Genomic DNA, 16964 nt, shown 5'->3' with positions numbered 1-16964 from the left:
GGCTTCCGGCTGCCCGCGCGTCACCACCGCCCGAGCAGCAGCGCCCCGCCCCCGACCAGCGCCGCCAGGCTCACCGCCCCGAACACCGTCACCCACCCGAGCGCCGGCACGCCGGTCAGCCACGCCAGCACGTCCGCGTCGGAACGCGGAGCCTGCCGCCGCCAGCGCTTGACCTGCAGCTCCCACACCGGGCGCACCCCGCCGAGCAGCAGGAACCACGCGAACACGTACGCGGCGGTGTCGCGCACCTCGGGTGAGGCGTAGAAGGAGATGAAGAAGAACGCGCCGCCGGTGACCACGACGGACAGCACGCCGAAGACGTTGCGGATCATGATGAGCATCGCCGCGAGGAACGCGATGGTGATCCAGAGCATCAGGCGGATCTGGTCGTTGGTGATGAGCAGGGCCGCGCCGAACCCGAGCAGGGACGGGGCGGTGTAGCCGGCCAGTGCGGTGAAGACCATGCCGGGGCCGCGGGGTTTGCCGCGGGAGACGGTGAGGCCGCTGGTGTCGGAGTGCAGCTTGATGCCGCTGAGGCGGCGGCCGGTGAGCACCGCGACCAGTGCGTGGCCGCCTTCGTGGGCGATGGTGATGACGTTGCGGGTGAGGCGCCAGACCGCGGACGGGGCCACGGCCAGGAACGCGGCCAGCGCGGTGCCCCACGTGATCAGGACCTCGTGCGTGAGCAGTTCGTCCGAGAGCATCGCGACATCGAAACAGACGCGCCGTGAGAGCCGCATGTGGGCTGCTCACGGCGCGTCGGCTCCGGACAGTGCGTGTGGGAGTCCGTCCGTCCGGATGGGAGCTGTGGCTAGTGCTTGATCCGGTCGGAGATCTTGTCGCGGTCCACGCGGTCGGTCTTCGGGTCCACCACGGCCTGCTCCTTCGTGATGGGCTCCTGCGTGCGCGGGCTGACGGCCGGGTCGACGGGCTCGATCCGGTGGTCGTCGCCGAGGTGGTCGTGCGCAACCGTGCCGGGGACGTGGTCGTGGCGGTTGTCGTGCGCCTCGCGCGGCTCCGGCAGCTCGGGCTCCTCCTCGATCAGCTTGCGGCGGGCGGGCATGACCGCGAGCAGCAGGCCGAACAGGGCGAGGCCGAGGTGCAGCCAGTTGTCGTTCGTGTTGAGCGCCAACGGGTTGCCGGCCGCGGACACGGGGTTCTGCGCGACGATCCCGGTGATCATCAGGCCCCACACGAACAGGGCGCCGTAACCGAGGAAGAGCAGCCACCCGTACAGCCGGGCGAGGCCGGAACCGAGTGCCATCACCAGGCCGAGCACGCCGACGACCACGTGCACCAGGTTGTGCAGCGCGTTCACGGAGAACCCGAGCACGAACGAGTGCGCGGTCCAGTCGCCGATCCCCGTGCGGGTGAAGCCCACGACGCCGAACACGATGAACGCGATGCCGGCGAGCGCCGCCAGCACCTGCACCGGTTGCAGACCGGCGACCTTGACAGTGACGCGGTGGGTCATGACGCCCTCCAGGCTCCGTACTTGGTCGCCGGAGAACTACCCCGCCATCACCTCGGCCAAACCGTGCGCGGCCACGCCGGGCACCCCGTTGCGCGGCACCACGACGTTGCGCTTGGCGACGTGCACGACGCGCGCACGCGCGGGGTTGACCAGCACGGTCGCCTCGGCGTCGAGGTCGGTGTGGACGCGGACCTCGACCTGCGAACCGCGTGCGGCGGCGTTGCGCAGCGCGGCGGCGAGGGTGTCGAGGTTCCACGGTTTGACGAGCCGGAACTGGAACTCGTCGACGTGCAGGACGGCCCACAGCTCGGTGCCGGTGGGAGGATCGGTCGGGTTCATGCGGCGGTCTCCTCGGTGGTGGGCCCCGCGTGACGCGGCTGAGGTGCAACGGCTCCGGTGCGCGCGGCGAGCAGCGCGTCCTGCCCGTCGATCGCCGCGTCGTCAACGTCGATGCCGACTCGCACGTACTCAAAGAGGACAGCACGGGTCGTCAGATACGGCCGGGCACCGCCTGCGGCTTGCGCCCGATGCCCGCGTACGCGCCGGGGACCACGCACGGCGCCTCGACCTCCAGCCCGTCCAGCAGCGCCTCGACCGGCTGCGGGTGGGAGACGACGAGGAAGCCGCCCGCGGGCAGCGCGTGCCGGTAGCGGCGGACGACCCGGCCGGGGCCGGTGGCGTCGTCGACGTAGCGCAGGACGTCCACCATCAGCACGGCGTAGGGCTCGCGCAGGTCCAGGTGGGACAGCACGCCGGGGTGCCGCAGCACCTGCTCCGGCCGGCGCAGGTCGGCCTGGATCGCGCACGCCCGCGGCTCGCCGCGCAGCAGGCCGCGGGCGAACGTGGCGGTCACCTGGTCGGAGTCGACGTAGACCACGCGGGCGTCGGGCAGCGTCTGGTGCGTCGCGCCGCACGTCGGGATGCCGGAGCCCAGGTCGAGGAACTGGCGGACGCCGGACTCCCAGCAGTGCCGGACGGCGTGGCGCAGGAAGAGCCGGTGGGCCCTGGTGACGAGCGGCAGCTCCGGGTCGATCCGGACCGCCTGCTTGGCGAACGCGCGGTCGGCGGCGTAGTTGTGCGCGCCACCCAGGTAGTAGTCGTGGATCCGCGCGGCGTTCGGCCGACGTACGTCGACCTCGTAACGCGCGAAGGCGGGGACCGCAGCCATTCGCAGAGCGTAACTGGCGCCTAGACCATTCGGGCGAAGTTTTCGAAGATTCTTTGGGTCCGTCTGACATTCACCCGGTTGACGGCGGGCCCGGTCCACCCCACGGAGACCGGGCCACGTAGCGCGCACGGGAATCGAACCCGTGTTTCCGGATTGAGAGTCCGACGTCCTGACCACTGGACGAACACGCCGAGGACGAGCATTAAAAGAAATGCTCGAAGGTAATTCATAGAAGGCGTTTCAGCTGCTCACAGCTTGGCCGGAGCTCCGGTCCATTCATCTGCTCGGATCATGCAACAATCATGACCGACCACCTGACGGCCCGCAAAGTAATTAATCGAGCCACGTCAGCGCGAGCCACAGCGCGGCCCGCGCGTCGGCTGACCCGAGGTCGCGGCCGAGCAGCCGTTCGACGTGGGCGATGCGGTGCCGGACGCTGTTGCGGTGCACGCCGAGCACCTCGGCGGTGCGGTCCCAGCTGCCGTGCCGGCCCAGCCAGGCCCTCAGCGTCTCGACCAGCTCCGGCCTTCCGAGCAGCGCCGCCAGCTCCCTGCGGGCGAACGCGGCCGCCACCGCCGGGTCCAGCAGGGACGTCAGATCGGACGCGGGCAGGGCGGGGGAACCGGTCGCCACTGCGCGTGCCAGCAGCCCCGAGGCCTCGGCCGCGGCGGCACCGAAGGCCGCGGCGGACGGCACTCCGGCGGGCACCGGCGAGGAGACGCCGACCGGACCGGACACCGCGAACCCGGCCGGCACCAGCGCGAGGAACCCGTCCCCGAGCTTCGACACCAGCGGCCCGTACCGCCGGGCCAGCACGTCGTGGTCCTCCCGCGACCGCCCCGCCACCACCCGGTGCGGGCCAGGCCCCAGCACGTCCTCCACGCCGGTGGCCTCCGCGCGCAGCAGGGCCGCCGCCGCGAGGCGCGCGATCCGCCCGCGCTCCCCCTCGACGTCGCGGCGCAGCAGCCCCAGCAACGCGAGCGCGACGGCGACGACGGCCCGTTCGGCCGGCGAGAGCGCGACCGGCCTGCGCACCACGAGCACCGCGGCCTCGACCGGGTCGAGCGTCACGTGGTCGTCACCCACCCTGGTGGAGGCAGAACGGGGGCCGGTGCCCGACGCGACCCGGTCCACGAGGGACGCCACGTCGTCCGGTGCGGTCGCGGGGTCCACCAGCTCGGCGCGGCACCCCAGCACGGTGGCGAGCACGGCCAGCACCGACTCCACCGGCCGCACGCGGGTCGCGGCACGGGTGAGCGCGCGCTGGCCCTCGGCCAGCATCCGCTGCTCCCGCACGGTGATCTCCGCGAGCAACGCGCCCAGCGCCCGCGACACGGCCAGGAACGGCGTCGACGGCGGCACGGCCAGCAGCGGCATCCCCTGGTCCGCACAGGCTCGCACCAGCGACGGCGGCACCGCCGGGAACTCCGGTTCGACGCCGAACCCGATCGCGGTGACACCGGAGGACACCAGCCCGGCCACGTAGGCGGGCACGTCGCCCGGGAACCGCACCCCGGCGGTGAGCAGCAGCTCCTCGCCGACCAGGTACGGCGCCGGGTCGGCCAGCTCGGACACGTGCGCCCAGCGGACCGGCCGGTCCAGCCCGGACGATCCGCACAGGACGGTCAGCCCGAGCTCGGCACGCGCCACGAGCGCCCGCAACGGGACGGTTTGCACAACCACAAGCCCGGGATTGTGCAGAGCAACCGCTTACCGGCGCCAGCCCGCGTTCCTACTGTTGCAACCCGAGGAGTTCCGGCAGTGGACCTCGACCACGCGGTGATCGCCGCTCACGTGCTCGGGATCTCCGGTGGGTGGCAGGACGCGCAACAGGGAAGGAACTGGTGAAGCCATGATCGGCCCCGTCGACTCCTCGCAGGTCCCCCGGTACGCGGGCCCGGCGACCTTCGCCCGGCTGCCGCGCCTGGACCAGGTGGCGCACGCGGACGTCGCGGTGGTGGGGGTCCCGTTCGACACCGGTGTCTCCTACCGGCCGGGCGCGCGGTTCGCCCCGGCGGCGGTGCGGGAGGCGTCCCGGCTGCTGAGGCCCTACCACCCCGGCCTGGACGTGTCGCCGTTCGAACGCGTGCAGGTCGCGGACGGCGGGGACATCGCGGTCAACCCGTTCCACATCGGCGCGGCGATCGAGACGATCGAGGGCGCGGCATCGGCGTTGCAGGCCGAGGGCACCAGGCTGGTGACCATCGGCGGTGACCACACGATCGCGCTGCCGTTGCTGCGGACGGTGTCACGCATCCACGGACCCGTTGCGCTGCTGCACTTCGACGCGCACCTCGACACCTGGGACACGTACTTCGGCGAGCCCTACACGCACGGGACGCCGTTCCGCCGCGCGGTCGAGGAAGGGGTCCTCGACACGGAGGCGATCTCCCACGTCGGCACGCGCGGGCCGTTGTACGGCAAGAAGGACCTGGAGGACGACCGGCGGCTCGGGTTCGGCATCATCACGTCGTCGGACGTCCTGCGGCGCGGTGTCGACGAGACGGTCGACGCGCTGCGGCACCGCATCGGGGCACGACCCGTGTACGTGTCGATCGACATCGACGTGCTGGACCCGGCGCACGCCCCCGGCACCGGGACGCCCGAGGCGGGCGGGATGACGTCGCGGGAGCTGCTGGAGGTCCTGCGCGGGCTGCGGGGGCTGAACCTGGTCGGCGCGGACGTGGTCGAGGTCGCCCCGGCCTACGACCACGCGGACATCACGTCTGTGGCAGCCTCGCACGTGGCTTACGACCTGGTGTCGCTGATGTCGTTGAAGGAGAGCACGTGATCACCACGCGACCATCACGTCTGTGGCAGACAGTGCACACGGTGGCCTACGACCTGGTGTCGCTGATGTCCTTGAAGGAGAGCGCGTGACCGTGTCCCGCACCGGCGGTGACGTCGTCGTCGAGACGTTGGAGGCTTTGGGCGCGAGCACCGTCTTCGGCATCCCCGGCCAGCACGCCCTCGGCCTGTTCGACGCGGTGCGGCGCTCGAAGCTGCGGTACGTCGGCAGCCGGACCGAGGTCAACGCCGCGTTCGCCGCCGACGGCCACGCGCGGATCACGAGGTCCGTCACGCCGTTGCTCGTGTCGACCGGGCCGGGTGCCCTGCAGACGTTGGCCGGTCTGCAGGAGTCAGCGGCCGCATCGGCGCCCGTGCTGGGCATCTCGTCGCAGATCCCGTTGGCGGGCCTTGGTGGCGTGCGCGGCGGGTACCTGCACGAGCTGACGGACCAGCTGGCGTCGTTCCGCCACATCGTGAAGCACGCGCGCGTTGTCCGGCGTGCGTCGCAGATCCCGTCGGCGTTGGCCGAAGCGTGGGAGATCGCGCTGACGGCACCGCACGGGCCCGTGTGGCTGGAGATCCCGCAGGACGTGCTGCTCGGACCGGCCGGGGTTCCGCCGGTGACGTCGGTGTCGTGGTCGCCGCGCGCGCTGCCCCCGCGGCCGGAGCTGGTCGCGGAAGCGGTGCGGTTGCTGGACGGTGCTGAACGGCCGGTGGTCCTGGCCGGCGGTGGAGCGTCCGGGCCGGAGCTGGTGGAGCTGGCCGAGAAGCTGCGCGCGCCGGTCGTCAGCACGTTCGGCGGCAAGGGCAACTTCCCGTGGGAGCACCCGCTGTCGGCGCAGTCGTGGCTGGAGGACCGGCACACCACGGAGTTCCTGGCCGACGCGGACGTGCTGCTGGTGGCCGGCTCCGGCCTCGGCGAGCTGTCCAGCAACTACCGCACGTTCCGGCCGCGCGGCACGGTGGTCCAGGTCGAGGCGGACCTCGGCAAGCTGGAGGCGAACTACCCCGCGCTGGGCATCCACGCCGACGCACGCCTCGCCCTGCGCGCGTTGGTCTCCGGTGTCACGGCCAGGGCCGCCGACGGCGTTGCCGAGCGCCGCGTCGCCGAGCTGCTGTCCCAGGTGCGCGAACGCTTGCGCGGTCAGGACCTCGACCTGGAGCTGGAGGTGCTGCACGCGGTGCGCGCCGCCGTGCCCGACGGCACCCCGACCTGCTGGGACATGACGATCCTCGGCTACTGGGCCTGGTCGGCCTGGGACCCGCGCGGTGGTGCGCAGTTCTCCGCCCAGGGCGCGGGCGGCCTCGGCTACGGCTTCCCCGCCGCACTCGGGGTCGCAGCGGCGGGCGGCGGACCGGTGCTCGCGGTCTCCGGAGACGGCGGTGCCATGTACGGCATCTCCGAGCTGGCGGTCGCCGCCCAGCACGGGTCGCGCGTGGTGTGGCTGATCGTCGACGACGGCGGCTACGGCATCCTGCGCGAGTACATGACCGACGCCTTCGGCCAGGCCACCGGCACCGAGCTGGCCCGCCCGGACTTCGTCGCGCTGGCCGCGTCGTTCGGCGTGCCCGCCACCCGCAGCACCCCCGGGACGCTGCGGGAGGACCTCGCCAAGGCCTTCGCGGACGGCGGACCGCACGTGGTGGTCCTGCCCGCCGTGCTGCGCATGTTCGCCCCCACGCACCTGGAGCACCCGTGATCGTCGCGAACCTCGTCAACGGCACCTCCGCCCCGGCCGCGGCCACCTCGCCGCTCGTCGACCCCGCGACGGGCCTGGAGACCGGCCGCGCCGCCCTCTCCCGCGCCGCCGAGGTCGACGCCGCCGTCGCTGCTGCCGCCGCCGCGTTCCCCGGCTGGTCGCGCACCACCCCGGCGGACCGCCAGCGGGCCCTGCTGGAGCTCGCCGACCTGGTCGAGGCGAACGCGGACGCCCTCGCCGACGCCGAGGTCCGCGAGACCGGCAAGATCCGCTCGGTGCTGCTGGACGAGGAGGTCCCCCAGTGCGCCGACCAGCTCCGCTTCTTCGCGGGCGCCGCCCGCGCGCTGGGCACCGCCGCGGCCGGCGAGTACCTGCCGGGCCACACCTCCTACCAGCGCCGCGAGCCGGTCGGGGTGATCGCGCAGATCACCCCGTGGAACTACCCGCTGATGATGGCCGTGTGGAAGATCGCCCCGGCGCTGGCCGCGGGCAACACGGTGGTCCTCAAGCCCGCCGACACCACCCCGTCGTCCACGGTGCTGCTCGCGTCGCTGGCCGCACGGGTGCTGCCGCCGGGCGTGTTCAACGTCGTCCTGGGCGACCGCGACACCGGCCGGCTGCTGGTCGAGCACCCGGTGCCGGCGATGGTGTCGCTGACCGGCTCCACCCGCGCCGGCGTCGAGGTGGCCCGGTCCGCGGCCACGACGGTGAAGCGCCTGCACCTGGAGCTCGGCGGCAACGCGCCGGTGCTCGTCTTCGACGACGTGGACGTCACCGCGACGGCGGAAGGCGTTGTGGCAGCGGCGTTCTACAACGCCGGGCAGGACTGCACCGCCGCGTCCCGCGTGCTGGTGCACACCGCGGTGCACGACGAGCTCGTCACGGCGTTGGTGCGGGCCGCCTCGGCACAGGTGCCAGGAACGGACTTCGGGCCGCTGAACTCGCAGGCCCAGCTCGACCGCGTGCTCGGGCTGCTCTCCCGGACCACCGGGACGGTCCACTGTGGAGGGAAGCGGCACGGCTCTGCCGGGTTCCACCTGGAGCCCACGGTGGTGTCCGGCCTGTCCCAGGACGACGAGCTCGTCCAGGAGGAGGCGTTCGCGCCGGTGATCACCGTGCAGCCGTTCACCTCCGACGACGAGGCCGTGGCGCTGGCCAACGGCGTCCCGCAGGGGCTGGCGTCGTCCGTGTGGACGCGGGACGTCGGCCGTGCCACCGCGGTGAGCGCCCGGCTCGACTTCGGCATCGTGTGGGTGAACACGCACGGACTGGTGGCGTCGGAGATGCCGCACGGCGGGTTCGGGGCTTCCGGTTACGGCAAGGACCTGTCGATGCACAGCCTGGAGGACTACACGCGCGTGAAGCACGTGATGATCGCGCACTGACGCGCTGTTGACCTCCACTTAGCTGGAGCTCCTAGCGTTCGTGCCATGTTCGCGATTCGGCAGCACGAGTTCGGTCCGGCGGAGAACCTGCGCTTCGAGGAGGTGCCTGACCCGGAGCCCGGTCCCGGTCAGGTGCGCGTCACCGTGGCCGCCTCCGGCGTCCACTTCGTCGACACCATCATCCGCAAGGGCGGGTTCGGGCCCGTCGACTTCCCGACGACCCCGGGGCGCGAGGTCGCGGGCGTCGTCACCGCGGTCGGTGCCGGGGTGACGAGCGACTGGGTCGGGCGCCGGGTCGTGACCCACCTCGGCATGGGCGGTGGCGGGTACGCCGAACTCGCCGTCGCCGCGGTGGAGGCGCTGCACCCGGTGCCCGACGACGTCTCGTTCGAGGCGGCCGTCGCGATGATCGGCACCGGCCGCACGGTGGTCGGCGTGCTGGACGTGGCCCGGCTGACGGCGGACGACGTGGTCCTGGTGACGTCCGCGGCGGGCGGCATGGGCACGTTGTTCGTGCAGGAGGCGCGCGCCGTGGGTGCCCAGGTGATCGGGCTCGCGTCGGGCACGAAGCTCGACCACGTGATGGCCAACGGCGCCGACGCCGCCATCGACTACACCCGGCCCGGCTGGGGCGACGCGCTCAAGGACATCACCGTCGTGCTCGACGGCGTCGGCGGCGAGGTCGGCACGGCGGCGCTGAGGACGCTCGGCGTCGGCGGGCGCACGATCATCTACGGCTGGGCGTCCGGGACGGCCACCGACACCAGCGTCGACAACCTGTACCCGAAGTCGCTGACCGCGGTGGTCGCGCTGGGGCCGGGGCTGCTGCGGCGCGGGCTGCGGGCGCTGGAGGACGAGTCGATGGCCGGGCTGGCGAGCGGGCGGTTCGTGCCCGCGGTCAACCCGCCGTTCGCGCTCAAGGACGCGGCACGGGCGCACGAGGCGCTGGAGTCCCGTGCCACCGTGGGCAAAGTGGTGCTCAAGCCGTGAAGGAGGGGCCGTTCCCGCGAACGGGAACGGCCCCTGCACCAGCGCTCCGTCAGGCCTGGACCGGCACCTCGACGAACTTCTTGCCCGCGGTGTTCTCGACGACGACGGACTTGACGTCGTTCGGCGCGACCAGCGCGGACCCGTCGAGGTTCGTGCCCTCGGCCGCACCCTTCTTCGAGACGAGCCAGGAGCCCGCCTCCTGCCGGGTGCCGTCCTTGGCCACCACGAAGATGCGGCACTTCTCGCCCTCGGGGATGCCCGCGATCGCGAAGTTGGTCCGCACCCAGCCGGTGGCCGGGACGACCTTCACGGTCATCGACGCACCGGTCACCGCGTCGGTGGCCGTGGCGAGCTTCGTGCCCGCCGGGTCGGGGGCGACGCTCTGGGTCGGCTGGGCGATGCCGCCGTCGCCGCCGGGCGAGGTGGCCTTGCCGACGAAGACACCGGCACCCAGGACCAGGGCGGCCACCACCGCGGCGGCGGCTCCCAGGGTGATCTGGCGGCGGCGGGCGACACCGCCGCGTTCCGAGCGCACCTGGCGCAAGGTGCGCTGCAACACCAGATCTCCGCCCTCCGGCGGGCCGTCGAGCATCGCCTCCGGTGGCACCTCGCCGAGGAAGGCCTCCATGGCGCGGAGGTCCTCCAGCTCACGGGTGCAGCCGGGGCAGGAAGCCAGGTGCTGCTCCACCTCGCGCACCTCCTGCTCGTCGAGTGCTCCGAGGACGTAGGCACCGAGCAGCTGCGGATCGTGCTGCGTGGTCATCCGGCCACCCCCTTCAGTGCGACCTGCTGACCGCCGAACGTCTCCCTCAGGGCCCGCAACGCGTAATACGACCTGGACTTCACCGTTCCCGGTGGCACCCCCAGGGCCTGTGCCGCCTCCGTGACGCTGCGGCCGCGGAAGTAGATCTCCATCAGCACGTCCCGGTGGTCGGACGACAACCGGTCGAGCGCTTCGAGCACCACCACCGAGTCGACCACCTGGTCCGCGTGGTCGCGCTCGACCGGGGGCGTCGCCGGCGACTCGGCCACCTCCTGCGGGCGCGCCGCCTTCGCGCGCACCCGGTCGGTGACGATGTTGCGCGCGACGGTCAACAGCCAGCCGCGCACCGATCCCTTGCCGTTCACGAGGGCGTCGGGGTGGCGCCACGCGCGGACGAGGGTCTCCTGGACCACGTCCTCGGCCGCCGCCCGGTCGCCGGTCAACCGCGTCGCGTACGCCAGCAGCGCCCGACCGTGCTCCTCGTAGAGCGACCGGATCAGTGCCTCGTCGGCCGCTGTCTCCCGTTTGCGGGAGAACAAAGCCGCCATCCACCCACTCCTCCCCGCCCACGAACACCTCGTGTGGGCGTCCTGTTCCAAGACCTCAGCCGACACACGAGCGGGCACGGGCTTCGGTTCAACGGAGTTCCGACGAAAGTGAGGCGGATGGTAGCGGTGGCGGCGCCGCGGCTCACCGCATCCGGTTCAGGTGCGCGGCCAGCTCCCGCATCGCCGCGTCGGGCATGACGTTGATGAACATGCCGTGGTCGGTCGCCGGGTCGCGCAGCTCCTCGGCGAAGCTGTCGATCGCGAACGGGCGGCCCGCGGGGATCTCGTAGCCGACGGTGACGTGCAGGCGCGGAACGGGGAACGTCTTGGGCGGACACGCGCCCCCGGCCGACGCGAACACCACGTGCGTGCGGTGCGAGGCGCTGTCGGTGTTGTTGCCGTCCCAGCAGCTCGGGAAGTCGTAGGTGCGCAGGGTCCGCACGCCCGGCGCGCACAGCGGGTACTTCGTCGTGTACCGGTCCGGCTGGTCGGCGCAGCCCCACCTGGCCCGCGCGTTCGGGCCGTAGCCGGTGGTGAACGCGGTCGGGTCACCGGTGATCAGGCGCAGGAACCGCGGCATCGGCAGCACGTCGCTGACCGGGCTGCCGTCGTAGCGGACCTCCACGCTCGCCGGGGGCAGCACCTCGCCGGTGTTGCCGTGCAGGCCACCGCCGTCGGCGTGCGCGTCGTGACCCGTTCCGTCGGTGAGCCGCAGCACCGGCCAGTAGTAGGTGGAGCGGTCGTCCTCCTCGCACGTGGACGAGGCCTGTGCGAGAGAGGCGTTCGTCGACATCGCGTCGGCCGACTCGTTGCCCACGTACTCGTGGGTGTGGTGCGCGCCGAACGGGATGCCGGGCGACACGACCGGGTTGTCGGCGTTGAGGTGGCGCTTCTCGTTGGTGCCGCAGCGGATCACCACGCCGGGGGTGTCCGGCTCGGTCCACGCGTGGTCGAGCTCGCTCACGAACATGTCGGCGCCGGGCGTGCCGTTCGAGGTGCCGCCCAGGAGCACGACCCCGGCGGCCACGACGACGATCACCGCGAGCACCGCGACGACGACGGTCGTCGGTCTGGTCGGTGCCACGGCACCAGCCTGCCCTGTGCGGTGCGGCGGCGACAGACCGGGGTTCCGCCCCGGGGTCTCCCACACCGGCCGGGTGGCGTGGGAGATCCGCCCGTGCGGTCAGGAACGCCGAGGTCAGCCCGCCGTGATCAGCGGCTGCCGGTCGTGGTCGACCACGCTCACCCCGGACACGTCCGCCGCGCGGACCATCGCCGACCCGGCCAGCGTGACCTCGCCCTCGTCCGCACGCCAGGAGCCGGCGGTGAACGTCCGGCCGTCCTTCGTGTGCACGACCAGCCAGCAGGCCTTCCCGTCCGGCACGCCGTCGACCGTCGCGACGAGCCGCAGCCCGCCCTCGGTGTCGGTGACCGCCACGGCCAGATGCGCCCCCTCGGACGAGGTGCCCCGCAGGACCGCGTCAGCGGCCTCGGAGCCGTGTCCCAGCCACACTCCCCCAGCCAGCACACCCGTGACCACGAAGGTCGTCGTCAGTGCCGTGATGCGTCCTCGGCGCCGCACGGCGTGATCTCTCTCTTGGCGGACCGTGCCCAACGTGCGCTGCAGGACGTGGTCCGCGTTCGGCGGGGGACCGTCGAGCGAGACCTCCGGTGGTAGCTCATCCCTCGGCAACGGGCACGGAACGCGGGAACGCCGCACTTCTTCTCCTCTTCCGCAGTACCGCGCTCTCGCGGTGACCGACACCTTCAGAACGGGTCGCGGAGGAAGTTGGTTCACCGTGGACACAGAAAGGTGATCAGTCCCGAAGTGCGTTCTTGACCGGGCCGCTGAGCAGGCCATACGGTGTCATATATGATATATGACCGACCGGGAGCACCTCCCGCGTCGCGCACGGACTTCGTTCTGGAATCGATCAAAGAAGCGATTCTCAACGGAAAGCTGAAGCCCGGTCAGCCGCTCGTGGAAACAGATCTCGCCGCGTGGCTGAGCGTGTCGAAGACGCCGGTGCGGGAGGCGTTGAAGACCCTGGCCGGGTCCGGGCTGGTCGTCCAGAGCCCGTACAAGGGCGTCGCCGTGCGCACGGTCGACGCCGCGCTGGCCACCGCGGTGTACGACGTGCGGGTGCAGCTGGAACCCGAGGCGCTGCGCCGCGCGGTGGTGCTCGGGGCGTCGTTCGAGGAGGCCGGGCTCGCGCTGGAGGACACCGGCGACCTCGCGCGCCGCAGCCTCGCCAACCGGCGGTTCCACCGCGCCCTCTACGCCGGCTGCGGCAACCCGCTGATGGTGCAGATCCTCGACGGGCTGCACGACCAGGCGGCGCTCGTCACCGTCGCCGGGTGGGGCATCCGCCCGACCTGGGAGGCCGAGGCCGCCGAGCACCGCGCCGTCCTCGCCGCCGCCGTGGCCGGTGAGAGCAGCCGCGCCGCCGTGCTGCTGCGCGACCACCTGAAGACGTTCGCCGACCGAGTGACCCAGGAGCTCGCCGATGTCGTTCGATGACCTGTCCGAACAGCTCGCGTCCGTCGTGGCGGTCACGGTGACGCCGTTCGACGCCGAGGGGGCCGTGGACGAGAAGGCCTGCGCGACCGTGGTCGACCGGGTGGTCGACGGCGGGATCACCGTCGTCACGCCGAACGGCAACACCGGCGAGTTCTACGCGTTGTCCCCGGCGGAGACCGAACGCGTGCTGCGGGTCACCGTCGACACCGCCGCCGGACGGGCCTCGGTGCTCGCCGGTGTCGGGCACGACCTGGACACCGCCGTGCGGGCCGCCCGGTTCGCCGACGCGCACGGCTCGAACGGGGTCATGGTCCACCAGCCGGTGCACCCGTACCTGTCGCTGGAGGGGTGGGTCGGCTACCACCGGGTGATCGCGGACGCCGTGCCCGAGCTGAGCGTGGTGCCGTACGTGCGGGACCCGCGGATCGGCGGCGAGCAGATCGCCGCGCTCGCGGACGCGTGCCCGAACGTGGTGGGCGTGAAGTACGCGGTGCCGGACCCGGTGCGGTTCGCCGCGGTGGCGCGGGACGCGGGCCTGGACCGGCTGACCTGGGTGGCGGGGCTCGCGGAGCTGTCCGCACCGGCCTGCTTCGCCGTCGGCGCAACGGGTTTCACCTCGGGGCTCGCGAACGTGTCCCCGCAGCTGGCGGTGCAGCTGCTGCGCTGCCTGCAGGCCGGTGAGCCCGGTGCGGCGATGCAGCTCTGGGAGTTCGTGCGCGGGTTCGAGGAGCTGCGGGCGGCGGACGGGTCGGCGAACAACGTGTCCGTGGTGAAGGAAGCGCTGGCGCAGCTGGGTGTGTGCCGCCGGGACGTGCGCCCGCCCGCGAGCGTGCTGGACGAGGCAGGCCGGTCGGCCGTGGGTGTGGTGCTGAACTCGTGGAGCCTGCTGTGACGCCTTCCGGGAGGAGGTTGCGCAGCGCCGCGTGGTTCGAGGGCGAGGGGCTGCGGGCGTTCTCGCACAACGCCCGGATGCGCCAGCTCGGGCTGAACGCGCAGGAGCACCTCGGCAAGCCGGTCATCGCGATCCTGAACACGTGGAGCGGCATCAACCCGTGCCACATGCATCTGCGGGAGCGCGCGCAGCAGGTCGAACGCGGCGTGTGGCAGGCGGGCGGGTACCCGGTGGAGTTCCCGGTGTCCACGCTGTCGGAGACGTACCAGAAACCGACGCCCATGCTGTACCGCAACATGCTGTCCATGGAGGTGGAGGAGATCCTCCGCTCCTACCCGGTCGACGGCGCGGTGCTGATGGGCGGGTGCGACAAGACCACGCCGGCGTTGCTGATGGGGGCGGCCTCCGCCGGTCTGCCCGCGATCTTCGTGCCGGCCGGGCCGATGCTGCGCGGGAACTGGCGCGGGCAGCGGCTCGCCTCCGGCACCGACATGTGGCGGTTCTGGGACGAGAAGCGCGCGGGGACGATCACGGACGCCGACTGGGCGGAGATCCAGTCAGGGCTCGCCCGCTCCCCCGGCACGTGCATGACGATGGGCACGGCGTCGACGATGACCGCGGCGGCGGAGGCGCTCGGCCTCACGCTGCCCGGTGCGTCGTCGATCCCGGCCGTGGACTCGGCGCACCACCGGATGGCGGCCGCCGCCGGTCTGCGCGTCGTCGAGATGGTCGGGGAAGGACTGGCGATCGGCGACGTGCTGTCGCGCGAGGCCTACGAGGACGCGGTGCGCACCGTGCTGGCGCTCGGCGGGTCGACGAACTCGTGCATCCACCTGATCGCGATGGCCGGGCGGTCCGGAATCCCGTTGTCGCTGACCGACTTCGACCGGCTGTCGCGCGAGGTTCCGGTGCTCGCGTCCGTGCAGCCCGCCGGCGAGCACCTCATGGAGGACTTCCACTACGCCGGTGGGCTGCGCGGGCTGCTGTCGCGGTTGAGGGACACCCTGCACCTGGACCGGACCACTGTCACCGGCCGCACGTTCGGCGAGGACCTCGACGGTGCCGAGGTGCACGACCCGTCGGTGATCCGGCCGCTCGACGACCCGATCTCACCCGAGGGCGGGCTCGCGGTGCTGCGCGGCAACCTCGCGCCGGACGGTGCGGTGATCAAGTACGTGGCGGCGGACCCCGCGCTGTGCAAGCACACCGGTCCCGCCGTGGTGTTCCACGGGTACGAGGACCTGCGGGCGCGCATCGACTCGCCCTCGCTGGAGGTCGCGGAGGACTCGGTGATCGTGCTCGCGGGAGCCGGCCCGAAGGGCGGGCCCGGCATGCCCGAGTACGGGATGCTGCCGATCCCGGACAAGCTGCTGCGGCGGGGTGTCCGGGACATGGTCCGCGTGTCGGACGCCCGGATGAGCGGAACTTCCTACGGTGCCTGCGTTCTGCACGTCGCACCGGAGGCCCACGTCGGCGGGCCGCTGGCGTTGGTGCACGACGGCGACCTCGTGACGCTGGACGTCGAGGCGCGGGTGCTGCGCGTCGAGCTCCCCGACGAGGAGCTGGACCGGCGGCGGGCCGCCTGGGTTCCGCCGGCGCCGACGTTCGAACGCGGGTACGGCGCTCTCTACTACGAGCACATCACGCAGGCGAACGAGGGCTGCGACTTCGAGTTCCTGGCCCGCCCCGGCACCACCCCCGACCCGAACGCCCACTGACCCCCTGCTCCGCCGGCATCCGCAAGTACCACCAACTCAACATCAACAGGCACTTTTCCACTACCAACAGCGCTTCCGGGCAGGGGGGTCAGGGCTTGGAGACGATGGTGCCGAGGGCGGCCGGGAGGCGGTTCTGGGCGTCCTGCCAGTCGTTCATGCCGTAGAGCTCGGTGCGCAGGTAGGCCACCACGAGCTCGCGGACCGCCTGCAGGCGCTGCGGGTTCTCGTCGGTGGTCTCGGCGACGTCGTAGCCGGAGACGCCACCGAGACCGTGCTCGCCGCCGGCGAGCGTGAGCAGCGCCTTGCGGCCGGGTGCCAGGTGGTACGGGTCGGCGTGCCACGACGGACCGGCGGTGGTGAGGTGCTCGGAGCCGTCGTTGTCCCCGGCCACCACGAGCGCAGGGGTGGTCATGCCCGTGAAGTCCGTGGTGGCCATGAACCCGTAGTGCTCCTTGACGAAGTCGGTCAGCGCGTCACCACCGCCGGTCGCGGCGAGCAGGACGCCGGCCCTGACCCGCTCGTCCCTGAGGCTGACGCCCTCGGTGGTCATGCCGAGCAGCAGGCTCGCGGTGTGGCCGCCCATGGAGTGCCCGACGACGGCGACGCGGCCGGTGTCGAGGCGACCCTGCAGCTGCGGCACGGCCTTGACGACCTCGTCGAGCCGGTCGAGCAGGTGCGACAGGTCCTCGGCCCTGGAACGCCAGAACAGCGGTGCCCCCGGCGTGTCCGCGGGCAGGTCCAGGGTGCGGGAGCTGAGGTGCGTCGGCTGCAGGACGACGAAGCCCTGCTCGGCCCAGTGGTCGGCCAGCGGCGCGTAGCCGTGCAGCGAGGACAGGTGGTTCGAGTAGCCCTGCCCGTGCGACAGCAGGATGATCGGCAGCGCGGTGCCCTCGGTCGGCGCGGAGACCTTCAACTGCAGGTCGACGGGCCTGCCGGGGATCTGGAGCACGACGGGGCTCACCGTGAGGACGGTCATGGGTTTCCCTTCGAGTAAGCTTCAGCCGCGTAATCGGAG

The 16964-nt window shown here is 72.4% G+C and carries 18 protein-coding genes and 1 tRNA gene; 7 read left to right on the top strand and 12 right to left on the bottom strand.

Annotated features, from left to right (window positions below):
- Positions 1 to 20: 20 nt before the first annotated feature.
- From ACZ7CD_RS20700 to ACZ7CD_RS20670, 7 genes are all read right to left on the bottom strand, one after another.
- Positions 21 to 704: a M50 family metallopeptidase gene (locus tag ACZ7CD_RS20700; protein WP_470379512.1), complete on the bottom strand. Its 684-nt coding sequence runs from the start codon at positions 702 to 704 to the stop codon at positions 21 to 23.
- Between the two features lie 107 nt (positions 705 to 811).
- Positions 812 to 1474 (bottom strand): DUF4383 domain-containing protein, encoded by a 663-nt coding sequence (locus ACZ7CD_RS20695; RefSeq protein WP_360392448.1) that lies wholly within the window; start codon positions 1472 to 1474, stop codon positions 812 to 814.
- A 36-nt stretch (positions 1475 to 1510) separates the two neighbouring features.
- Positions 1511 to 1813: a hypothetical protein gene (locus ACZ7CD_RS20690; protein WP_458430950.1), complete on the bottom strand. Its 303-nt coding sequence runs from the start codon at positions 1811 to 1813 to the stop codon at positions 1511 to 1513.
- Positions 1810 to 1938 carry a hypothetical protein gene (locus tag ACZ7CD_RS20685; protein ID WP_360392453.1) on the bottom strand — a complete coding sequence of 43 codons (129 nt, stop codon included), beginning with the start codon at positions 1936 to 1938 and terminating at the stop codon, positions 1810 to 1812. The genes ACZ7CD_RS20690 and ACZ7CD_RS20685 overlap by 4 nt, the downstream gene beginning before the upstream one ends.
- 26 nt (positions 1939 to 1964) lie before the next feature.
- Complete coding sequence (locus ACZ7CD_RS20680) at positions 1965 to 2642, bottom strand: SAM-dependent methyltransferase (protein ID WP_360392455.1); 678 nt, start codon at positions 2640 to 2642, stop codon at positions 1965 to 1967.
- A 119-nt stretch (positions 2643 to 2761) separates the two neighbouring features.
- A tRNA-Glu gene (locus tag ACZ7CD_RS20675) sits at positions 2762 to 2833 on the bottom strand.
- A 142-nt stretch (positions 2834 to 2975) separates the two neighbouring features.
- On the bottom strand, positions 2976 to 4319 hold the full coding sequence (locus tag ACZ7CD_RS20670; protein ID WP_470379511.1) for a PucR family transcriptional regulator: 1344 nt from the start codon (positions 4317 to 4319) through the stop codon (positions 2976 to 2978).
- A 175-nt stretch (positions 4320 to 4494) separates the two neighbouring features.
- On the opposite strand from ACZ7CD_RS20670, the gene speB reads away from it, so the two are divergent.
- The 4 genes from speB to ACZ7CD_RS20650 all read left to right on the top strand — a co-directional run bounded on the left by speB (position 4495) and on the right by ACZ7CD_RS20650 (position 9507).
- Entirely contained in the window at positions 4495 to 5433 is a 939-nt protein-coding gene (speB, locus tag ACZ7CD_RS20665) for an agmatinase (RefSeq protein WP_470379510.1), read from the top strand.
- A gap of 91 nt (positions 5434 to 5524) precedes the next feature.
- A complete protein-coding gene (locus ACZ7CD_RS20660) occupies positions 5525 to 7132 on the top strand; it encodes a thiamine pyrophosphate-binding protein (protein ID WP_470379633.1) in 1608 nt (535 codons plus the stop codon).
- Complete coding sequence (locus ACZ7CD_RS20655) at positions 7129 to 8517, top strand: aminobutyraldehyde dehydrogenase (RefSeq protein ID WP_470379509.1); 1389 nt, start codon at positions 7129 to 7131, stop codon at positions 8515 to 8517. Before ACZ7CD_RS20660 ends, ACZ7CD_RS20655 begins: the two co-directional genes overlap by 4 nt.
- A 45-nt stretch (positions 8518 to 8562) precedes the next feature.
- Positions 8563 to 9507: a zinc-binding dehydrogenase gene (locus ACZ7CD_RS20650; protein WP_470379508.1), complete on the top strand. Its 945-nt coding sequence runs from the start codon at positions 8563 to 8565 to the stop codon at positions 9505 to 9507.
- A gap of 49 nt (positions 9508 to 9556) precedes the next feature.
- Here ACZ7CD_RS20650 and ACZ7CD_RS20645 read toward each other — a convergent pair whose 3' ends face one another.
- The 4 genes from ACZ7CD_RS20645 to ACZ7CD_RS20630 form a co-directional block, all read right to left on the bottom strand.
- The gene (locus ACZ7CD_RS20645) at positions 9557 to 10270 is read right to left on the bottom strand and encodes an anti-sigma factor family protein (RefSeq protein ID WP_360392470.1); all 714 of its coding nucleotides are present in this window, start codon (positions 10268 to 10270) and stop codon (positions 9557 to 9559) included.
- Complete coding sequence (locus tag ACZ7CD_RS20640) at positions 10267 to 10818, bottom strand: sigma-70 family RNA polymerase sigma factor (protein WP_360392473.1); 552 nt, start codon at positions 10816 to 10818, stop codon at positions 10267 to 10269. The genes ACZ7CD_RS20645 and ACZ7CD_RS20640 overlap by 4 nt, the downstream gene beginning before the upstream one ends.
- Positions 10819 to 10960: 142 nt before the next feature.
- A complete protein-coding gene (locus ACZ7CD_RS20635) occupies positions 10961 to 11902 on the bottom strand; it encodes a DUF1996 domain-containing protein (protein ID WP_360392475.1) in 942 nt (313 codons plus the stop codon).
- A 114-nt stretch (positions 11903 to 12016) separates the two neighbouring features.
- Positions 12017 to 12538: a hypothetical protein gene (locus ACZ7CD_RS20630; RefSeq protein ID WP_470379507.1), complete on the bottom strand. Its 522-nt coding sequence runs from the start codon at positions 12536 to 12538 to the stop codon at positions 12017 to 12019.
- Between the two features lie 153 nt (positions 12539 to 12691).
- On the opposite strand from ACZ7CD_RS20630, the gene ACZ7CD_RS20625 reads away from it, so the two are divergent.
- The 3 genes from ACZ7CD_RS20625 to araD are packed head-to-tail and all read left to right on the top strand — an operon-like array spanning position 12692 to position 15949.
- Entirely contained in the window at positions 12692 to 13339 is a 648-nt protein-coding gene (locus ACZ7CD_RS20625) for a GntR family transcriptional regulator (protein WP_360392480.1), read from the top strand.
- Positions 13326 to 14231: a dihydrodipicolinate synthase family protein gene (locus ACZ7CD_RS20620; RefSeq protein WP_470379506.1), complete on the top strand. Its 906-nt coding sequence runs from the start codon at positions 13326 to 13328 to the stop codon at positions 14229 to 14231. The genes ACZ7CD_RS20625 and ACZ7CD_RS20620 overlap by 14 nt, the downstream gene beginning before the upstream one ends.
- Positions 14228 to 15949 carry an L-arabinonate dehydratase gene (gene araD / locus ACZ7CD_RS20615; protein ID WP_470379505.1) on the top strand — a complete coding sequence of 574 codons (1722 nt, stop codon included), beginning with the start codon at positions 14228 to 14230 and terminating at the stop codon, positions 15947 to 15949. The genes ACZ7CD_RS20620 and araD overlap by 4 nt, the downstream gene beginning before the upstream one ends.
- An 88-nt stretch (positions 15950 to 16037) precedes the next feature.
- On the opposite strand, the gene ACZ7CD_RS20610 is transcribed toward araD, so the two are convergent.
- Entirely contained in the window at positions 16038 to 16925 is an 888-nt protein-coding gene (locus tag ACZ7CD_RS20610; protein WP_470379504.1) for an alpha/beta hydrolase family protein, read from the bottom strand.
- Positions 16926 to 16964: the final 39 nt, after the last annotated feature.

It is taken from the genome of Lentzea sp. NPDC036949 (genome assembly GCF_055608075.1).
This window is presented reverse-complemented; position numbering and strand designations above follow the sequence as displayed.

Coding starts and splice junctions, on each gene's coding strand:
- ACZ7CD_RS20700 (WP_470379512.1), bottom strand. CDS start 704: ATGCTCTCGGACGAACTGCTCACGCACGAGGTCCTGATCACGTGGGGC.
- ACZ7CD_RS20695 (WP_360392448.1), bottom strand. CDS start 1,474: ATGACCCACCGCGTCACTGTCAAGGTCGCCGGTCTGCAACCGGTGCAG.
- ACZ7CD_RS20690 (WP_458430950.1), bottom strand. CDS start 1,813: ATGAACCCGACCGATCCTCCCACCGGCACCGAGCTGTGGGCCGTCCTG.
- ACZ7CD_RS20680 (WP_360392455.1), bottom strand. CDS start 2,642: ATGGCTGCGGTCCCCGCCTTCGCGCGTTACGAGGTCGACGTACGTCGG.
- speB (WP_470379510.1), top strand. CDS start 4,495: ATGATCGGCCCCGTCGACTCCTCGCAGGTCCCCCGGTACGCGGGCCCG.
- ACZ7CD_RS20650 (WP_470379508.1), top strand. CDS start 8,563: ATGTTCGCGATTCGGCAGCACGAGTTCGGTCCGGCGGAGAACCTGCGC.
- ACZ7CD_RS20645 (WP_360392470.1), bottom strand. CDS start 10,270: ATGACCACGCAGCACGATCCGCAGCTGCTCGGTGCCTACGTCCTCGGA.
- ACZ7CD_RS20640 (WP_360392473.1), bottom strand. CDS start 10,818: ATGGCGGCTTTGTTCTCCCGCAAACGGGAGACAGCGGCCGACGAGGCA.
- ACZ7CD_RS20625 (WP_360392480.1), top strand. CDS start 12,692: ATGATATATGACCGACCGGGAGCACCTCCCGCGTCGCGCACGGACTTC.
- ACZ7CD_RS20620 (WP_470379506.1), top strand. CDS start 13,326: ATGTCGTTCGATGACCTGTCCGAACAGCTCGCGTCCGTCGTGGCGGTC.
- ACZ7CD_RS20610 (WP_470379504.1), bottom strand. CDS start 16,925: ATGACCGTCCTCACGGTGAGCCCCGTCGTGCTCCAGATCCCCGGCAGG.